The 21,674-nt window shown below is 50.3% G+C and carries 7 protein-coding genes; 5 read left to right on the forward strand and 2 right to left on the reverse strand.

Translation table 11 applies throughout. From position 1 onward, the window contains the following. Positions 1 to 2 precede the first annotated feature (2 nt). From SYNPCCP_RS11040 to SYNPCCP_RS11050, 3 genes are read left to right on the forward strand one after another with little or no spacing between them, the layout of a single operon-like run. Complete coding sequence (locus SYNPCCP_RS11040) at positions 3 to 1,610, forward strand: NCS2 family permease (protein ID WP_010873309.1); 1,608 nt, start codon at positions 3 to 5, stop codon at positions 1,608 to 1,610. Between the two features lie 37 nt (positions 1,611 to 1,647). Next, positions 1,648 to 2,397: a pseudouridine synthase gene (locus tag SYNPCCP_RS11045; protein ID WP_010873310.1), complete on the forward strand. Its 750-nt coding sequence runs from the start codon at positions 1,648 to 1,650 to the stop codon at positions 2,395 to 2,397. Between the two features lie 26 nt (positions 2,398 to 2,423). Further along, positions 2,424 to 2,978: a YqeG family HAD IIIA-type phosphatase gene (locus SYNPCCP_RS11050; RefSeq protein WP_010873311.1), complete on the forward strand. Its 555-nt coding sequence runs from the start codon at positions 2,424 to 2,426 to the stop codon at positions 2,976 to 2,978. Positions 2,979 to 3,350: 372 nt separating this feature from the next. Here the strand turns inward: SYNPCCP_RS11050 and SYNPCCP_RS11055 are convergent, their stop codons facing one another. Both SYNPCCP_RS11055 and SYNPCCP_RS11060 read right to left on the reverse strand, forming a co-directional pair. Next, positions 3,351 to 5,762 (reverse strand): DUF3769 domain-containing protein, encoded by a 2,412-nt coding sequence (locus SYNPCCP_RS11055; RefSeq protein WP_010873312.1) that lies wholly within the window; start codon positions 5,760 to 5,762, stop codon positions 3,351 to 3,353. 228 nt (positions 5,763 to 5,990) lie between these two features. Then, the gene (locus tag SYNPCCP_RS11060) at positions 5,991 to 6,107 is read right to left on the reverse strand and encodes a photosystem II reaction center protein I (protein ID WP_010873313.1); all 117 of its coding nucleotides are present in this window, start codon (positions 6,105 to 6,107) and stop codon (positions 5,991 to 5,993) included. A gap of 77 nt (positions 6,108 to 6,184) precedes the next feature. On the opposite strand from SYNPCCP_RS11060, the gene SYNPCCP_RS11065 reads away from it, so the two are divergent. Beyond that, a complete protein-coding gene (locus tag SYNPCCP_RS11065; RefSeq protein WP_223211278.1) occupies positions 6,185 to 6,835 on the forward strand; it encodes a DUF721 domain-containing protein in 651 nt (216 codons plus the stop codon). A gap of 339 nt (positions 6,836 to 7,174) precedes the next feature. After that, entirely contained in the window at positions 7,175 to 21,538 is a 14,364-nt protein-coding gene (locus SYNPCCP_RS11070; RefSeq protein WP_014407131.1) for an Ig-like domain-containing protein, read from the forward strand. The last annotated feature ends 136 nt before the right edge of the window (positions 21,539 to 21,674 follow it).

Genomic DNA, 21,674 nt, shown 5'->3' on the forward strand with positions numbered 1-21,674 from the left:
CTATGAGTGCTACGGCGATCGCCCCCCGTTGGTTTGTTAAACAGGACATTGATGGCTTCTTTGGCCTGGCGGTGAACAACTTGGTGCAGATCCTGGTAATTGTGGGATTAACCCAATCGGTGTTGCAATTTCCTCTGACCCTGATCTATGGGCGCATTTTGCCCAGCATTGCCATTAGCTTAATTGTTGGCAACTTTTATTACAGTTGGTTGGCCTATCACCAGGGAAAAAGAGAAGGAAGGGATGACATCACCGCTTTGCCCTATGGCATCAATACAGTCAGTTTGTTTGCCTATGTTTTTCTGGTTATGCTGCCGGTGCGATTATTGGCGATCGGCTCCGGGGCCAGCAGTGAAGCGGCGGCGGAATTGGCCTGGCAGGCGGGCTTAGTGGCCTGTTTCGGCTCCGGTCTGATTGAATTGGGGGGAGCTTGGGGAGCGGATTGGTTACGGCGTTATACCCCCAGGGCCGCTCTACTTTCCACCCTAGCGGGCATTGCGTTGACTTTCATTGCCCTAGGTTTTTTCCTCCGTACCTATGCCCATCCCTTAGTGGGCATTTTGCCCTTGGGAGTCATTCTGCTCAGCTATTTCGGCAAGGTTACTTTCCGTTTGCCGGGACTAAAATTGGCGATTCCCGGGGGATTAATGGCCATTGTGCTGGGCACTGGCCTGGCTTGGATAACGGGATTAGTCGCTTGGGATGCTCCACAGGTGGAAGCGGCGATCGCCCCCTTGGGAATTTATCTACCCAGCCTTGATTTGGTTAGCCTCTGGCAAGCAAAAGGGGTATTGGTCAGCTATTTCAGCATTATTCTGCCCATGGGGTTGTTCAATTTGGTGGGCAGTTTGCAAAACCTGGAAAGTGCGGCGGCGGCGGGGGATGATTATCCGACTGCTCCCTGTTTAGCGGTGAATGGTTTGGGCACCATTGCGGCGGCCCTATTTGGCTCCTGTTTTCCCACCACCATTTACATTGGTCATCCCGGTTGTAAAGATATGGGGGCAAGGATTGGTTATTCCTGGCTCAACGGTTTGGTGATGGCGGTTTTATGTCTCACCGGTAGTCTGAGTTTATTGGTTTATCTGATTCCCATCGATAGTGCCATGGCGATCGTGCTCTGGATTGGCATCATCATTGTTAGCCAAAGTTTTAGTGCCACCCCGGTCAACCATTACCCCGCTGTGGTCATTGGCCTGTTGCCGGGCATTGCCGCTTGGGGGGCCTTAGTGGCAAAAAATTCTCTCCGGGTGGCAGGTCTAGGCACTCCGGATAATCCCATTACTCCAGAATTGGTACCTGCTTTTCAACAGGCAGATTTGTTTATCACCGGAGCCTTTGCATTGGAACAGGGATTGATTTTTTCTGCCATGATCCTGGCCGCCATGACCGTTTACATCATTGAGCAAAAATTTGGCCTAGCTGCCCTCTGGGCGATCGCCGCCGGAATTTTATCCTGGTTGGGATTGATGCACAGTTACCGCTGGACAGGGGCGGACACAGTGATGGCTCTGGGGTGGGGGGCTGGAGCCAGTTGGGCCATCAGTTACTTTTTGCTGGCTTTGTTATTGATTTATGTGCAGTGGACTAACCCCAAAGGGCAAGATTGAAATAAGAGCATTAATTATTGTTGTGGTGGCATAACCTATGGCTGAACGTATTCAAAAATTGCTTTCCCAGTGGGGTATTGCCTCCCGTCGCCATGCGGAGGAAATGATTCTGGCGGGGCGGGTCAGCGTCAATGGCAAAGTGGCCAACCTGGGGGATAAGGCCGATCCCCAGCAGGATTTTTTATCGGTGGATGGCAAACAAATTAAAGCTGATAATCGGCCTCGGGACATTTATTTATTGGTTAATAAACCGAGGGATGTGCTGTCCACCTGTGACGATCCCCGGGGCCGGAAAACAGTGCTGGATTTACTGCCCCAGGACTTACAGCGGGGCAAAGGACTGCATCCCGTTGGCCGGTTAGACCGTAATTCCACTGGCGCTCTCCTGCTCACCAATGATGGCGAATTGACTCTGCGGCTGACCCATCCCCGTTACCATTTGCCAAAAACCTATGACGTTTGGTTAGAAGGTAATCCCAGTGATGAAGATCTGGAAAAGTGGCGATCGGGCATGATGCTAGATGGCAAAAAAACCCTACCAGCTACTCTGGAAGTAATTTCCGAAAATAAAGACCAGATTCATTTGTTGGTGACGTTGACGGAGGGACGTAATCGCCAAATTCGTCGTTTAGCGGAAGAATTGGGATTGACGGTGCTGAAGCTCCATCGCCGCACCATTGGCCCCCTACAGTTGCATACCAGGGGCAAAGTTCTGGGTAGTGGGCAATTTCGTTTTCTTTCCCCGGCGGAAATTCGACTGTTGAAAAAACAGGTCAATCTGCGGTAGGGTGGTTTCGCACAATTGTATTGTTAGTGTTATTTAATCTCCCTATTTTCTTCCCCATGACCCGCGCCAAATTACTGCAACCGGATTTAGTTTTGGGCAAAACCATTGTGGAATTGTCCCCGGCCATTCTCGATCGCCATGGGGTCAAGGGTTTAGTGTTGGATGTGGACGAAACCCTGGTACCTTTTCGGGGGGATCAAGTTTCCGAGGAACTCCAGGCTTGGATTGATCCCATTAAGGCCAAACTGCCCATTTGGTTGGTGAGCAACAATATGAGCGAGTCCCGCATTGGGGGAGTGGCCCAAACCCTGGATTTACCTTTCCTTTATGGGGCGGCTAAACCGTCTCGCCGTAAACTGCGCCAAGCCATTGCCGAAATGCAATTGCCAGTGGAATCCGTTGCCATGGTGGGCGATCGCCTGTTTACCGATGTGCTGGCAGGGAATCGTTTGGGCATGTTCACCATTTTGGTGGAACCGATGGAGTTACCTGGTAAACCCCTCTATCCCTGGTCGATTAGGAATATTGAAGTCTGGCTTTCCCAGAAACTAGGGGTGACCTTGCAGGGCATTTTTGAATAAACCCAGCTACAGTAAGGAAAACAGATTTGAAATGCTAGTCAAGGCAAAAGTCAATCCCCGTAGGCTATAATTTTGTTACAAAACTTAATAAGAAATGATTATGAGAATTATAAAGAGAATCTTAAAAAAAGCGGCGATCGCCTGGGGATCAGCCATAATTGATCCAACGAAATAACACGGGGTCACCTTTATAAAGACCCTTAACATAATAAAAAACACGGGGATCAGGTCATTTTGGCTTGATCCCTTTAAAATTGTGGCAATTTAGCTAAAGAATCATTCCTTGGATTTTCTTTTACTGGTCAGCCCAAAAATGTCAAGAAAAACAAACAAAGTTGAGGAACAATTGTCAGCCCCAGTCTATGTTGAGCTTCAGCGGATAACGCCTTGGGTGACAGGGCGGATGTCACTGCCGTCAAAGGTACCGGGATTACCACTCCAGTTAAAATCGCTGATGCGTAGATTAATCGAACCCACCTGCAGTTGGGGGTTGTAGCGCAATTGAATGTTGTAGGTGCGGCGGCTATATTCCAACACGTAATCGGTGCTAATTTCTTCGTTGGCAGTCAGACTGTAGGCTCCCTGCACCCCGAACCTTAGTGGGCCGTAAATTTGTTGGGTCAGGCCAAAGCTCAGTATTTCCGTGTCGGCAAAGCGGTCAAAGAAAAAGGGAGACGCATCGCCCCGAATACCTTGGGAATAACCAATGTTAAAACCGGTGTAGTCCAAATAGGGTTTGGAGAAGTTACCAAATTGTCCAAAAAAACCGACGCTGCCGGTGAGGGAAGGTTGGGTACTGCCATCGCCGTAATAACTACCCACCCCGGTAATGCCAGTGTTAAACACCACGTAGGGTACCACCACATTGGGGCTATAGCGCAGACCCTCTTCGGCGGTGGGGGGGAGTGCTTCCCCAGCCCAAAGCACAAAGTATTTCGTTAAGGATGCCGCCGCCTGCAAGCGCATCAGGCTAACTAAGTTATCTCCGGTGGTGGGATTAATTAATTCCTGGCGATCGGTGCTGGCTTCCACACTTTGAACCGAAGCCTGGTAATTGAGGGCCCAACTGGGGTCTTCAAAGGGATTAATGGTGGGGGAAACCAGGATCGCCCCCACACTGCTTTGCACCGTTTGGAAACCGAGGGAGCCATTGTATAAACGCTCGCGGTAGTTGTATTCAAACCTTAGATCGTAGGGATTGCCCAAATCCCCCAGTTTATTTTGCACCGCCAATTTAGCCCGCAGGGAATTGTCGATGGAATCTAAGTTGAGGTTGGAAAAGTTGAGGGTATTAAGTAAATTGAGTCTTTCGTTAAAATTGACGTTCAACTCCGTAATTAAACCAAAGGCGGCGGGACATAGGGCACAAACCTCTGCATCACTCTGGTTAGCTACCGGGAAAGCATCGGGAAAAAATACCTTTTGTATTAAATATTGAGGCTTAACTTGAAAGGTGACATTTTCCGTGTCGATGGGGGTGAAATTACCTTGGAGGTATAAACCGCCCCGGTCTTCTCCGTCATAGCCAATGCTAATCAATCCCGGTTGGCGATCGCGGCGATCGATGGTAAGTCGGTCTTGGAAGGGCAAAGACGTGGTTTGATCCAGCAATACCCGGGAGCCAGTCAGTTTTAATTCATCCACTTCCGGGGCGACGTTGTAGTAATCGGCGGTTTCCGCTTGCACCTCCAATTCCGGCGGATTAAACGGATCATTGGTGATGCGGACTTTTTTGGCCCGCCAACCATCGGCGTCAAAATCCACCTGCTCCGCTTGAAACCGGAGGCGATTAACTTGGCCCCCAGTTTCTGTCTGGCTGGCACTCTGGGCCCCTGGGGTACTGGCCCCAATGCCTGTGCTAAAACCTTCTTGTCCTACTACGTTGGTGACAGGCTGGTTGACGGCCAGGCGATCGTTCAAACTTTGGTTGGACACAATGGGGTTACCAAAGTCGGTGGGCACAGTTTGGGCAAAGTCCCGGGCGGTGCTGGGCTGGTAAATTTCCCCGTTGGCGTCGTAAATTACCCCCTGGTTGAGCACAAAGAAGTATTCAAATCTTTGCCCCTGGAGGATTTGTTCCCCCCGCTTCAGGGTGACGTTACCTTCGGCCACCGCAAATCGATCGGGCAAATTAACTCGCAGGCGATCGGCCAGTAGTAACCCGTTAGCAAAACGCATGGTAACGTTACCGGTGGCAGTGACTATTTCCCGATTGCTATCGAACTCTTGGTGATCAGAAATTAATTCAATTACTTCTGGAGCAATGGGTACGTCATTCTCCTCCGTGGCCGGAATGGGGGAACTATCTAAGAATTGATTTGGCTCCGGGTCATTTTCCGTTGCCTCTGGGGAGGGGGAAGCTCCGGGGTCAATTTCCAAGACTTCACCGATCGCCTCTTGGCCCTGTTCAATGGCGGGCTCAGCCTCACCAGTGGGCCCGGTGATTACTTCCAGCTCCGAGTCGCTGGGGGGTGTGATCAAATACTCCTGAATTTCCCCATCCCGGGATTGACTGATAATTTTCTTGGCCGTGGCAATGGGTACTTCCACAGACCGATCGCCGATTTTTCCGTCTGGGATAGCGGGGGGACCCCCGAGGGATAAACCAGAGTTGGGGCTAAGGTAAAGATCCTTAGCTGAAGCTTGGGCGATCGCCGGATCCGCCGATGGAGGGGTGGACGAGGAAAGTGTTGCCCCGTCAGTTGCCAGCATTTCTTCAGTCTCCCTCGGACTGATCACTTCAATGGGTACCGGAGGAGGGGGAGGGGAAACAATAGGGGGCATTTAAATCGACGAACTAAACGCCAACGCTAACATTTGCTTTGTTTGGACTGAGATAAAGCTAAGGCTAACCGGGCTTGGTTAACAAGGGGGACGAACAATTGCCAGAAATCGTTTCGTCTGTGGCCCCAGTGACAAAAAACTCTCCGGTGGGGGAGAGTAATCAGGTTCCAATCTACCCTTGGCACCAAAATTAGTCTAGGGAGAGAAGGAAGAATTTTGGGCTAAAGCTTATTCAAAGTCTTTGCGGCCAGGGTTCCGGGTGGGGTCACTGGAAAGAAAGCCGAAGATAAATAAGGAAATAAACAAGCCAACAACGATATAAACGGCGATTTTAAGGGTTAACATAAATTCTCCTTAGTTAAATGCAAAGGCGTAGCAAAGCTTAATTTGGGTAAAAATCCGGGCGCAGAAACCATTCTACCTTGCCTACTTTACCCCATTTCGGTCTAGGCTTTGGGGAGATGGCCGGGGAATTTCCACCGCCAAGGGAGCACACCATGGGCTTAAACAATCTTGAACAATTACTGGGCCGCCTGGGGCGATCGCCAGGGTGGGAACAACTGCGCCGTTACCAATTGGTCAAAGAAGCTTGGCAGAAGGTGATTGATCCCCGTTTCCATGACTGTACTAAACCTCTAGGTATCCAGCGGGAGGTACTGACAGTGGCGGTTATCTCCCCAGCTCTGGCCCAAAATCTTCAACTCCAACGCATTAATCTTTTGGCCCAACTGAATCGAGAATTACCGGAGCCCTTGGCTGATCTGCGCTTTTCCCCTCTCCATTGGCATCAACAACATTCAGGGAAACCACCAGAAGCTTCTGCCCCCATGCCCCGTCCTGCCCCTCCCTCCCCTGGCGATCGCCGAGAAAAAGTCACTAGTGCGACAGAAGCACTGGATCAATGGCTGACAACTTTGAAAAGACGAGCCGAGGTTTTGCAACCCTGTCCCCAATGCGGCAGTGCCGTCAATCCAGGGGAAATCGAGCGTTGGGGCCGCTGTAGTGTCTGTGCAAGGCAACCCTGGCAGGAAATTTTTTCCCAATCCCGGCCGGAAAAGGATGGAAGTCATTAGGTTTAGTTTGTTTTGCAGACGAGCTATGAAAAACTTTAAAATTGGTTGAGTCTGCCAAGGTTTATTGATAACCGTGAATACTTTGAAGTTTTTTTTGGGTATGATGGTGAAACACGTAGGTAAATGCGGAGAAATTCCGGGATGTTTTTTTCACTTGCCCCCATTCATCGGAATAATGTAAGGGTTTTCCCGCTTTTCAGTGCCCTGTGAGTTCTCCCGGGTTTAACTACCTAGCTGAATTTGCTTGAAGCTAGAGTCTTTCGGCAAGCCTTCGTTGTGCTAACCGCTGCTTGAATCCTAAATAATTTTTCAACTTTTTCGAGTCTTTTTGTCCCGAATATGCCTAACTCGACCTTGTTCGTCCTCGATTCCCGGGTGTTCCATGGGGGTCTGCTTCAGGCGGCTACTCTACCCAATATTGCGGTAATAACCCTAGATCCCGACCAAAGCGGTCTCCGGCAGATTACGGAAGCTTTGGGAAGACAAGGCGCTGTTCGTTCTCTGCATATTCTTTGCCATGGCTCTCCTGGCTGTCTGCACCTAGGTGATGGCCATCTGGGCTTAGATAATTTGGTCTACCACAGTGACGAGTTAAAAAGCTGGTTTGTCGGGGTTGAGTCTCCCCAACTATTTCTCTACGGCTGTAATGTAGCCGCTGGTGATGCCGGTACGGAATTTATTGAAAAGTTGGCCGGCTTGGCGGGGGCCGGGGTCTCCGCTTCTACCACGGCGATCGGGCATCAAGCCCTAGGTGGTAACTGGGTTTTAGATTTTCAAAAGGGTGATATTGTCATGGAAAATATTTTTTCTGCTCCTGAGTTAGCGGCCTATCCCGGCATCTTGGATGGCAATGGGCAATGGTCTTTGTTTGATCTAGTGGACTCCTCTGGTATCTACACCGAGCGACTGGATGCTCTGCAACCATTAGTACAAGAACAACTTTCCAGCTTTTTTGCCCAATCCGACTATCTCACCCAATTAGCCATTCCTTTTAGTGCCACTGCCAGCACTGATGACTGGACTAATAATGCGGAATCTTTGCGTTCTTCAATTTCGAACGGTAGTTACCAAATCCGTTTGGAAGTACGTTCTAGCGCTGAATTACAGGGAGCTTTGGGGGCTTATAGTGCTACGGGAACCACTGATACCCCGACCGTTTATCTCAACGCCGATTGGTTTGCCACTGCCAGTCAGGAGCAAATTGTTGCTGTCTTACTCGAAGAAATTGGCCATGACTTCGACCAGATTTTAAATGACGGGGCCGATAGCCAAGGCGATGAAGGGGAGATCTTTGCTAATTTAGTCAAACTAGGGGAAGTTAATCCAACCTATCTAGAAACTCTAAAAACACAAAATGATACTGGCTTTGCTTTTATTGACGGGCAAAAGATAAATCTAGAGAATGCAGAAGATACCGTCTTAAATATTAATTTTCAAAACTTTGTATTTAACACTAATTTCACTACATCGACTCCTCCTCCAGGTGTACAAGAGGTTCGTTTATACACAAACATCATTCCAACTTTCACTACTCAGCAGATTAATGCAAAAGTAACTATAAGAGCTGTTAATATCACAATTGCCAACAGTACCATTGATTCTAATGCTTCTAATACAGCAAGGATTCAGCCCCTCATTGATGCCAACGCTACTGGAGGTGGCTATTTTGAGTATCAGTTTGAATTCCAAGATACTTTAGGAAATCCCATTTCTCTCAACCAATTTGCTCTGACAGGTATTGATGTTGATGGGAACTCAACAACTGAAAGAGAATTTTACGAAGTAAGCGGCTACTCCAATTACCAAATTGCTGTAGTTGGACCTCCTCGATTAAACGTTTCTGAATCCACTCAAGGAGATACTAAAACCTTAAGGGTTGATGGTAGGCCTTCCGTATTAACAGGCATTAGTTTTGACGACACTGCTTCTTTCATTGCCAACTTCCTCACACCTGTTTCATCTCTCACAGTCAGAGCCGGAGTTATCTGGAACAATGCAAGTAATGATGTAAGGCAATTTTCTTTTGCTTTAGGAGCCCCACTTGGCACATTTTCAAACCCCCAGACTATTGACACCATTGCCCCCATTGTCACCAGCATTCTTCGCAATAATCCAACTTCAGAAATAACCAATGCCGATTCTTTAACTTTTCAAGTCACATTCTCGGAAAATGTTCAAAATGTCGATGTAAACGACTTTATCCTCAGTGGAACCGGCGTAAGCGGCGCTACCATCAGCAATGTTTCTGGCAGTGGGAGTGTTTACACCGTAACTGTCACAGGTATTGCCAATAATAATGGAACCGTCAATCTGGACTTTGCCAGTGGACAGAACATACGAGATACCGCCAACAATGCCCTAAGCAATACCACTCCTACAACTGACGAGCAATACACTTTAGACAACACAGCGCCAGCTGCCAGCATCACCTTAGATGCGAATATCACCGCCGATGACATCATCAACATTGCCGAGTCAGGACAAGCGATTCCTATCACCGGCACTGTTGGTGGTGAATTTAATGTTGGTGACACCGTCACATTGACGGTCAATGACAAGACCTTCACTGGTGCAGTCGGTGCGGGTGGTCTTTTCAGTATCAATGTTCCTGGTAGTGACCTCATTGTAGATGCTGATCTCACCATTGCTGCAAGTATTGCCACCACGGATGCAGCGGGTAATCTCGGCAGTGCCACCGATAACCAAACCTACACGGTTGATACGACAGCACCGATTCCAATAATCACAGTCAATGATGTCACTGCCGACAACATCATCAATGCTGCCGAGTCAGGACAAGCGATTCCTATCACCGGCACTGTTGGTGGTGAATTTAATGTTGGTGACACCGTCACATTGACGGTCAATGGCAAGCCCTTCACTGGGACTGTTGATGCCAATGGTGACTTCAGTATCGACGTTCTTGGTGGTGATTTAGTTAATGGCTCTGACCTGACCATTGCTGCCAGTGTTGCCACTACCGATGCAGCTGGTAATCCAGGCAGTGCTTCCGATAACCAAACCTACACTGTTGATACCACTGCTCCGACTGTCACCATCAATGCCATTGCGGTTGATGACATCATCAATGCCGTGGAAGCAGGTAGTCCTGTTGCAGTCAGTGGCACCACGACTGGTGTTGAAGATGGTCAAGTCGTCACTGTCACCATTGATGGCAATACCTACACCGCCACCGTTACTGGTAATGCTTGGACATTCAATATCCCTGTCGCAGACATTGCCAACTTTGAAGCGACTGAAGAAGTCGTAGCTACTGTCAGTGATCTCGCTGGGAATCCCGCTACCCCTGCTACTCGCAACATCACTGTTGATACGGTTGCACCGGCCGTCACGATTGACAGCATCAGTGATGATACTGGCGCACAAGCTAATGACTTCATTACCAATGACGACACCCTTGTCTTCAATGGCACTGCAGAAGCAGATAGCACAGTTGTTGTCAGCTTAGATGGTATTGAAATCGGCACTGTGACTGCTAATGGTGCTGGTGAGTGGACCTTGGATTACACCGGCACCCTCCTGGCAGATGGCGACTATGAGCTGAGTGTGACTGCCACCAATCCCACTGGCAACAGCGCAACAGCAACTCAAACAATTGTTGTTGATACCACTGCTCCGACTGTCACCATCAATGCCATTGCGGTTGATGACATCATCAATGCCGTGGAAGCAGGTAGTCCTGTTGCAGTCAGTGGCACCACGACTGGTGTTGAAGATGGTCAAGTCGTCACTGTCACCATTGATGGCAATACCTACACCGCCACCGTTACTGGTAATGCTTGGACATTCAATATCCCTGTCGCAGACATTGCCAACTTTGAAGCGACTGAAGAAGTCGTAGCCACTGTCAGTGACCTAGCCGGGAATCCCGCTACCCCCGCTACTCGCAACATCACTGTTGATACCACTGCTCCGACTGTCACCATCAATGCCATTGCGGTTGATGACATCATCAATGCCGTGGAAGCAGGTAGTCCTGTTGCAGTCAGTGGCACCACGACTGGTGTTGAAGATGGTCAAGTCGTCACTGTCACCATTGATGGCAATACCTACACCGCCACCGTTACTGGTAATGCTTGGACATTCAATATCCCTGTCGCAGACATTGCCAACTTTGAAGCGACTGAAGAAGTCGTAGCTACTGTCAGTGATCTCGCTGGGAATCCCGCTACCCCTGCTACTCGCAACATCACTGTTGATACGGTTGCACCGGCCGTCACGATTGACAGCATCAGTGATGATACTGGCGCACAAGCTAATGACTTCATTACCAATGACGACACCCTTGTCTTCAATGGCACTGCAGAAGCAGATAGCACAGTTGTTGTCAGCTTAGATGGTATTGAAATCGGCACTGTGACTGCTAATGGTGCTGGTGAGTGGACCTTGGATTACACCGGCACCCTCCTGGCAGATGGCGACTATGAGCTGAGTGTGACTGCCACCAATCCCACTGGCAACAGCGCAACAGCAACTCAAACAATTGTTGTTGATACCACTGCTCCGACTGTCACCATCAATGCCATTGCGGTTGATGACATCATCAATGCCGTGGAAGCAGGTAGTCCTGTTGCAGTCAGTGGCACCACGACTGGTGTTGAAGATGGTCAAGTCGTCACTGTCACCATTGATGGCAATACCTACACCGCCACCGTTACTGGTAATGCTTGGACATTCAATATCCCTGTCGCAGACATTGCCAACTTTGAAGCGACTGAAGAAGTCGTAGCCACTGTCAGTGACCTAGCCGGGAATCCCGCTACCCCCGCTACTCGCAACATCACTGTTGATACCACTGCTCCGACTGTCACCATCAATGCCATTGCGGTAGATGACATCATCAATGCCGTGGAAGCAGGTAGTCCTGTTGCAGTCAGTGGCACCACGACTGGTGTTGAAGATGGTCAAGTCGTCACTGTCACCATTGATGGCAATACCTACACCGCCACCGTTACTGGTAATGCTTGGACATTCAATATCCCTGTCGCAGACATTGCCAACTTTGAAGCGACTGAAGAAGTCGTAGCTACTGTCAGTGATCTCGCTGGGAATCCCGCTACCCCTGCTACTCGCAACATCACTGTTGATACGGTTGCACCGGCCGTCACGATTGACAGCATCAGTGATGATACTGGCGCACAAGCTAATGACTTCATTACCAATGACGACACCCTTGTCTTCAATGGCACTGCAGAAGCAGATAGCACAGTTGTTGTCAGCTTAGATGGTATTGAAATCGGCACTGTGACTGCTAATGGTGCTGGTGAGTGGACCTTGGATTACACCGGCACCCTCCTGGCAGATGGCGACTATGAGCTGAGTGTGACTGCCACCAATCCCACTGGCAACAGCGCAACAGCAACTCAAACAATTGTTGTTGATACCACTGCTCCGACTGTCACCATCAATGCCATTGCGGTTGATGACATCATCAATGCCGTGGAAGCAGGTAGTCCTGTTGCAGTCAGTGGCACCACGACTGGTGTTGAAGATGGTCAAGTCGTCACTGTCACCATTGATGGCAATACCTACACCGCCACCGTTACTGGTAATGCTTGGACATTCAATATCCCTGTCGCAGACATTGCCAACTTTGAAGCGACTGAAGAAGTCGTAGCCACTGTCAGTGACCTAGCCGGGAATCCCGCTACCCCCGCTACTCGCAACATCACTGTTGATACCACTGCTCCGACTGTCACCATCAATGCCATTGCGGTTGATGACATCATCAATGCCGTGGAAGCAGGTAGTCCTGTTGCAGTCAGTGGCACCACGACTGGTGTTGAAGATGGTCAAGTCGTCACTGTCACCATTGATGGCAATACCTACACCGCCACCGTTACTGGTAATGCTTGGACATTCAATATCCCTGTCGCAGACATTGCCAACTTTGAAGCGACTGAAGAAGTCGTAGCTACTGTCAGTGATCTCGCTGGGAATCCCGCTACCCCTGCTACTCGTAACATCACTGTTGATACGGTTGCACCGGCCGTCACGATTGACAGCATCAGTGATGATACTGGCGCACAAGCTAATGACTTCATTACCAATGACGACACCCTTGTCTTCAATGGCACTGCAGAAGCAGATAGCACAGTTGTTGTCAGCTTAGATGGTATTGAAATCGGCACTGTGACTGCTAATGGTGCTGGTGAGTGGACCTTGGATTACACCGGCACCCTCCTGGCAGATGGCGACTATGAGCTGAGTGTGACTGCCACCAATCCCACTGGCAACAGCGCAACAGCAACTCAAACAATTGTTGTTGATACCACTGCTCCGACTGTCACCATCAATGCCATTGCGGTTGATGACATCATCAATGCCGTGGAAGCAGGTAGTCCTGTTGCAGTCAGTGGCACCACGACTGGTGTTGAAGATGGTCAAGTCGTCACTGTCACCATTGATGGCAATACCTACACCGCCACCGTTACTGGTAATGCTTGGACATTCAATATCCCTGTCGCAGACATTGCCAACTTTGAAGCGACTGAAGAAGTCGTAGCCACTGTCAGTGACCTAGCCGGGAATCCCGCTACCCCCGCTACTCGCAACATCACTGTTGATACCACTGCTCCGACTGTCACCATCAATGCCATTGCGGTTGATGACATCATCAATGCCGTGGAAGCAGGTAGTCCTGTTGCAGTCAGTGGCACCACGACTGGTGTTGAAGATGGTCAAGTCGTCACTGTCACCATTGATGGCAATACCTACACCGCCACCGTTACTGGTAATGCTTGGACATTCAATATCCCTGTCGCAGACATTGCCAACTTTGAAGCGACTGAAGAAGTCGTAGCTACTGTCAGTGATCTCGCTGGGAATCCCGCTACCCCTGCTACTCGTAACATCACTGTTGATACGGTTGCACCGGCCGTCACGATTGACAGCATCAGTGATGATACTGGCGCACAAGCTAATGACTTCATTACCAATGACGACACCCTTGTCTTCAATGGCACTGCAGAAGCAGATAGCACAGTTGTTGTCAGCTTAGATGGTATTGAAATCGGCACTGTGACTGCTAATGGTGCTGGTGAGTGGACCTTGGATTACACCGGCACCCTCCTGGCAGATGGCGACTATGAGCTGAGTGTGACTGCCACCAATCCCACTGGCAACAGCGCAACAGCAACTCAAACAATTGTTGTTGATACCACTGCTCCGACTGTCACCATCAATGCCATTGCGGTTGATGACATCATCAATGCCGTGGAAGCAGGTAGTCCTGTTGCAGTCAGTGGCACCACGACTGGTGTTGAAGATGGTCAAGTCGTCACTGTCACCATTGATGGCAATACCTACACCGCCACCGTTACTGGTAATGCTTGGACATTCAATATCCCTGTCGCAGACATTGCCAACTTTGAAGCGACTGAAGAAGTCGTAGCCACTGTCAGTGACCTAGCCGGGAATCCCGCTACCCCCGCTACTCGCAACATCACTGTTGATACCACTGCTCCGACTGTCACCATCAATGCCATTGCGGTTGATGACATCATCAATGCCGTGGAAGCAGGTAGTCCTGTTGCAGTCAGTGGCACCACGACTGGTGTTGAAGATGGTCAAGTCGTCACTGTCACCATTGATGGCAATACCTACACCGCCACCGTTACTGGTAATGCTTGGACATTCAATATCCCTGTCGCAGACATTGCCAACTTTGAAGCGACTGAAGAAGTCGTAGCTACTGTCAGTGATCTCGCTGGGAATCCCGCTACCCCTGCTACTCGTAACATCACTGTTGATACGGTTGCACCGGCCGTCACGATTGACAGCATCAGTGATGATACTGGCGCACAAGCTAATGACTTCATTACCAATGACGACACCCTTGTCTTCAATGGCACTGCAGAAGCAGATAGCACAGTTGTTGTCAGCTTAGATGGTATTGAAATCGGCACTGTGACTGCTAATGGTGCTGGTGAGTGGACCTTGGATTACACCGGCACCCTCCTGGCAGATGGCGACTATGAGCTGAGTGTGACTGCCACCAATCCCACTGGCAACAGCGCAACAGCAACTCAAACAATTGTTGTTGATACCACTGCTCCGACTGTCACCATCAATGCCATTGCGGTTGATGACATCATCAATGCCGTGGAAGCAGGTAGTCCTGTTGCAGTCAGTGGCACCACGACTGGTGTTGAAGATGGTCAAGTCGTCACTGTCACCATTGATGGCAATACCTACACCGCCACCGTTACTGGTAATGCTTGGACATTCAATATCCCTGTCGCAGACATTGCCAACTTTGAAGCGACTGAAGAAGTCGTAGCCACTGTCAGTGACCTAGCCGGGAATCCCGCTACCCCCGCTACTCGCAACATCACTGTTGATACCACTGCTCCGACTGTCACCATCAATGCCATTGCGGTAGATGACATCATCAATGCCGTGGAAGCAGGTAGTCCTGTTGCAGTCAGTGGCACCACGACTGGTGTTGAAGATGGTCAAGTCGTCACTGTCACCATTGATGGCAATACCTACACCGCCACCGTTACTGGTAATGCTTGGACATTCAATATCCCTGTCGCAGACATTGCCAACTTTGAAGCGACTGAAGAAGTCGTAGCTACTGTCAGTGATCTCGCTGGGAATCCCGCTACCCCTGCTACTCGCAACATCACTGTTGATACGGTTGCACCAGCGGTTAATGAGCTTGACATCACTGACAACACCGATACCGGCGCAGATGACTTGATTACTAGCAATGGCAATCCTGTCCTCACCTTCACGGGTGAACCTGGACTCACCATCACCCTTACCGGTCCGGATGGTGCACTGGCTCCATCTGCTGCCTACACCGTCGCAGAGACACCCAGTGCGAATGGATCTACCTACACTGTCATCCTGCTGGATGCAATTCCCAATGGAGAGCCAGATCCCTTTGGTGATTTTGCGAATGGTGTAGCAACCAATAATCCAGACAACACTGGCGACGGCACCTACACCATCGTTGCAACCGATGCTGCCGGTAACAGTGTTGAAGTTGATGAGTTTGTCATTGACACCACTCCTCCCAACATTGCTATCACCGCTATCACAAACGACAGTGGCACCCCCGGCGACTTCATTACCAACGATCAAACCCTGATCTATAGCGGGACAACCGATGCCAATGCCACGGTGACAGTAACCCTCACCGACAGCAGCAACAACCCTGTCTTCACAGCCACCACCACCGCAGATGCCAATGGCAACTGGTCGCTAGACCGCACTGCCAACGAAACCTTAGCCGGAGGCACTTACACCCTCACGGCCAGCACAACGGATCTGGCTGGCAACACAACCACCGATACTCAAGCCATTCGCATTGAAACCAATGCACCAGGCATTGCCATCGCCAGCATCAGCACTGACAGCGGCATCCCCGGCGACTTTGTCACCAACGACCAAACCCTAGTCATTGCTGGAACCTGGACCAACCTGGATACCAACACCTTGGCAGTGACCTTTAACGGCACGACCTATACCTTTGGGGAAAATCCTCAGCTAACAGTCAGTGGCAACAACTGGACCCTAGACCTCAGCGGTATCACCACCCCTCCAGGGGATTACGTCATCACTGCTGTCACCACTGACTTAGCTAACAACACCAGCCAAGCCACTCAAAACGTCACGATCGACACCACAGCACCCAATGCCAGCATCACACTGACATCCAACATCACAGCAGATGATGTCATCAATGCCGTCGAAGCCGGTCAGCTCATTCCGATCACCGGCACCGTCGGTGGCAACGTCAGAGCCGGTGACATTGTCACCCTCGCGATCGGTGGTCAAACCTTCACAGGAGCAGTCGCCAATGGTGGTACCTTCAGCATCGATGTTCCAGGTAGCGCCTTAGTCGCTGACCCTGACCGCACCATTCAGGCCAGCGTCACCACCACCGACCTAGCCGGTAACAGCACCACTGCTACCGACACGGAGAGTTATACCGTAGATACAACAGTGCCCGGAGCACCGATTGTCACGATTACGGAAGACGTCAACAATGACGGGCTAATTAGTGTCGGGGAATTGAGTGGGTTAGTGGATGTATCTATAGCTATACCAGGTGGTGTGGTAGCAGGGGATATCCTGACTATCAGCGATGGCACCACTCCCCAAACCATCGTCTTAACCGCCGCCCAAATCAACGCCGGAGTAGTAACCACCCAGGTAGCAGTACCCAACCCAGGTACTACTTTAACGGTGACCGCCTTTGTTACAGATATTGCCGGTAACCAAGGTACCAGTGGCCGTGATAGTGCCGTATTAGATACCACCGCTCCCGGAGCACCCACCGTAACGATTACGGAAGATACCAATAATGACGGCTTCATAAGTGCAGGGGAATTGAATGGCCTAGTAGATGTATCGATCGCCTTGCCCACTGGGTTAGTTGCTGGGGACACCCTGACCATTAGCGATGGCACCACTCCCCAGACCATTGTCCTCACCACCGCCCAAATCACCGCCGGAGTAGTAACCACCCAGGTAGCAGTACCCAACCCAGGTACTACTTTAACGGTGACCGCCTTTGTTACAGATATTGCCGGTAACCAAGGTCCCAGTGGCCGTGATAGTGCCGTATTAGATACCACCGCCCCCGAAGCACCGGTGGTCACGATCGCCGAAGATGCCAATAATGATGGCTTAATCAGTGCTGGGGAATTGAATGGCTTAGTAGATGTATTGATCGCCTTGCCCACTGGGTTAGTTGCTGGGGACACCCTGACCATTAGCGATGGCACCACTCCCCAGACCATTGTCCTCACCACCGCCCAAATCACCGCCGGAGTAGTAACCACCCAGGTAGCAGTACCCAACCCAGGTACTACTTTAACGGTGACCGCCTTTGTTACAGATATTGCCGGTAACCAAGGTCCCAGTGGCCGTGATAGTGCCGTATTAGATACCACCGCCCCCGAAGCACCGGTGGTCACGATCGCCGAAGATGCCAATAATGATGGCTTAATCAGTGCTGGGGAATTGAATGGCTTAGTAGATGTATTGATCGCCTTGCCCACTGGGTTAGTTGCTGGGGACACTCTGACCATTAGCGATGGCACCACTCCCCAAACCATCGTCTTAACCGCCGCCCAAATCAACGCCGGAGTAGTAACCACCCAGGTAGCAGTACCCGCCGAAGGTGCCACTTTAACGGTGAGTGCATTCATAACGGATAATACTGGGAACCAAGGTCCTGATGGCAGCGATAGTGCCGTATTAAACACCACAGCGCCTAATGCCGGCCCCCTGGACATCACTGACGCAACTGATACCGGCGCCGATGACTTGTTGAGCAGTAATGGTAACCCCGAACTGACTTTCACTGGTGAACCAGGATTAGAGATTGAGTTGCTTGGGCCTGATGGTAACCCTGTTGATCCCGATGCCTATGAAGTGGTAGAAACCCCCGGTGCCAACCCTGGTGACCCTTCCACCTACACAATCAAATTAATTGACGCTGATCCATCTGACCCAGATAGCGATCCGTTTGGAGACTTCTTCAATGGAGTTGTCACAGGGAACCCTGCCAACACTGGGGATGGAACCTACACCATCACAGCAACGGATAATGCAGGCAATACCAACGATGTAGGTCAATTTGAAATTGATACGACTTCTCCCGGTACTCCCAACAATGGCAATTCTCCTTTCAGTCCCCTGGACATCACTGACCCAACTGATACCGGTGCCGATGACTTGTTGAGTAGTGATGGTAACCCCGAACTGACTTTCACTGGTGAACCAGGATTAGAGATTGAGTTGCTTGGGTCTGATGGTAATTCTGTTGACCCCGATGCCTATGAAGTGCTAGAAACCCCCGGTGTAAACCCTGGTGACCCTTCCACCTACACAATCAAGTTAATTGACGCTGACCCATCTGACCCAGATAGCGATCCGTTTGGAGACTTCTTCAATGGCTCCCCCACAGGTAATGGGGCCAATACCGGCGATGGCATTTACACCATCACAGCAACGGATAATGCAGGTAATACCAACGATGTAGGTCAATTTGAAATTGATACGACTTCTCCCGGTACTCCCAACAATGGCAATTCTCCTTTCAGCCCCCTAGACATCACTGACGCAACTGATACCGGCGCCGATGACTTGTTGAGCGGTAATGGCAACCCCGAACTGACCTTTAGCGGTGAGTCAGGATTAGAGATTGAGTTGCTTGGGCCTGACGGTAATCCCGTCGATCCCGATGCCTATGAAGTGGTGGAAACTCCCGGTGCCAACCCTGGTGACCCTTCCACGTACACAATCAAATTAGTTGACGCTGACCCTGACCCATCTGACCCGGATAGCGATCCGTTTGGAGACTTCTTCAATGGAGTTGTCACAGGGAACCCTGCCAACACTGGGGATGGAACCTACACCATCACAGCAACGGATAATGCAGGCAATACCAACGATGTAGGCCAATTTGAAATTAAGACTAGTTCTCTAATTTCTATCAACGATGATCGGGGTACCGTTGTCATTGGCGATCTGGGTTTTGGCTCCATCAATGTCGATGTCTTAGCCAACGATCAGGGCTTGGGCATTCAGATCACCAACCTGACCCAACCTCTTAAAGGTACGGCGGTGCTGCGGGATAATGGCACCCCCAATAATTTCAGTGACGATTTCTTGACCTATCACATCCATGAAGAGTTATTGGATTTACGTTCAGCCACAGGGCCTGTACGCATAGATATCAGTGATATTTTCAGCAGTGCGAGCTACAACAATTCCGTCGGCTTCTATCAAGTTTTGGATCATTTTGGCACCATTCTTGATCCGGCTTCTGGGCGACTTTTAACCCCGGCAGATCTGGAATACAGAAATGTGGCCCTGGCCAGCGCCATTCCTGGGCTACAAATCAGTAAGGATAATCCAGTTCAGTCCATTGAACTACCTGGAGGCGGCATCTATGCTCCGTTCCTAACGTCTGACCAGGGTAACGGGCAAGTGAATCACTTCTTCGCCCTCATTGATGCCAATCCAGGTCAAGTGGACTATGTTCGTTTTGCCAATGGCACCTATAGCTTTGAAGATAGTGCCTTTGGCGATCGAGATTTCAATGATCTGCGATTTGCGGTCAATATTTTGCCCCAGGGAGGTTTCGTTCCCCCAGCCATTGGCCTCACCGCTAACGCGGGAGTTTTCACCGCCAATGGGCTCGTTGATCAATTTACCTACACCATCACCGATGTTAATGGGGATAATCGGACCGCTAGCGTTGCCATTGACAATCAGGAACATCTCAAATTCACCCTGCTGGGAGTGGACGGAGATTTCAAAAATGAGGTGGCTATTTTCAGGGTGGACGATCGCCAGGGAACTATCAATGGCATTGCCCCAGGACAAGCAGGCTATCTGGAAGCGGCCTTAAGCAATAGCCAGGTGATATTTACCGGTATCAGTGGACAGACTCAGCTTTTCGGTGAATCCCTGACCCGGACTATGGAAGAATTCAAAGTTAGTGATAGTTTTGGTTTCCTGTTAATCCAGAATAATTCCCTGGATATGGTGCTCAGAGAGCAGGCCGCCGGGGCCATATCCACTCCGGTTTTCTTCAGTCAGGCGATCGCCAATGGCAATCAAATCCAACAAATCCCGAGTAATGATGGTCAGGGGATAGTTGTTGCTTGGGAAGATATTGCCCAGGGAGGAGACGGGGACTTTAATGACTTTATCTTCCGGGTGGCAATGACAGACCAACCGGCTCCCTTGGGGACGCTCTACCAAGGGCAAGCTCAACAGGAGATCTTCGCTAATACGAGCAATCAAAACGTTCAAATCGGGGTTCAGATCGCCAGTGACTCTGCCTATGACAATACTGTTGGTTTCTACCTGGTTCAAAATGCCCAGGGCACGGTGCTGGATTACACCACCGGTCAACTGGTCAACCCCGGTGATGCCAACTATGCTGAAGTGGCGGTGCGGCAACGTCTTGCCCTTGGTTCCAACGGCCAACCCATTGGGGGGGAAATTCGCCCAGGGCAAATTATTGCTCCCTTCCTGATTTCCAATGGCACCGAAAATCAATTCCTGACGGTTAATCCTGTCAACCAGGCGATCGCCGCTGGCCCCGTTGCCTTCTTTAGCTACATCAATGCCAACCCCGATGGACTGGATCATTTCCGGTTACTGGCGGATAACACCTTTGGGGTGGAAGACATGTTAGGAGGAGGAGACTTTGACTACAACGACGTGGTCATTAAGTTGGATCAGAATCCTGTTAATCGGGAATTATTGGACCTGCGTTCCCTCAGTGGCTCCGTAAATCTTGGCATCAACGAAATCACCGGTGATGCTTCCTTTGGGCTCTCCGTTGGTTTTTATCGGGTGGAAAATCAGTTTGGTGCCATTGCGGACCCCCTGACGGGCCAACTGCTAAACCCTGGTGATGGCAACTATCAAGCCGTGGCGCTGCAAAATACTGCCGCCCAATTTACTGTTACCCCCAGTACCACGACCCAGGCATTGGAGCTAACCGGGGGGAGCTTGTTTGCTCCTTACCTCACCGTCAGTCAGTCCGACGGCAATGTCTTTAATTACTTCTCCTATCTGGGGGCTAACCCTGATCAGGCAGATCACATTCGGGTTTTGGGGGATACCTTCCAATTTGAGGATGGCTTCTGGGGGGGAGATATGGACTTTAATGACCTCCAGTTCCGGATTAACATCCAATAGGGGCGCTGATCAGGGTAAAAAGTGGCTCTGGATTTCCCCCGCCGGTGGGTCTAGGGCAGGGCAAATTTAAAGAAACTCTGGGGATTGGCTCCATTCCCCAGAAAAACCTTTAAGATGGGTGGGATCTTTGCACTCT

The organism is Synechocystis sp. PCC 6803 substr. PCC-P, assembly GCF_000284455.1.
In the GTDB taxonomy this organism is placed as follows: Bacteria; Cyanobacteriota; Cyanobacteriia; order Cyanobacteriales; family Microcystaceae; genus Synechocystis.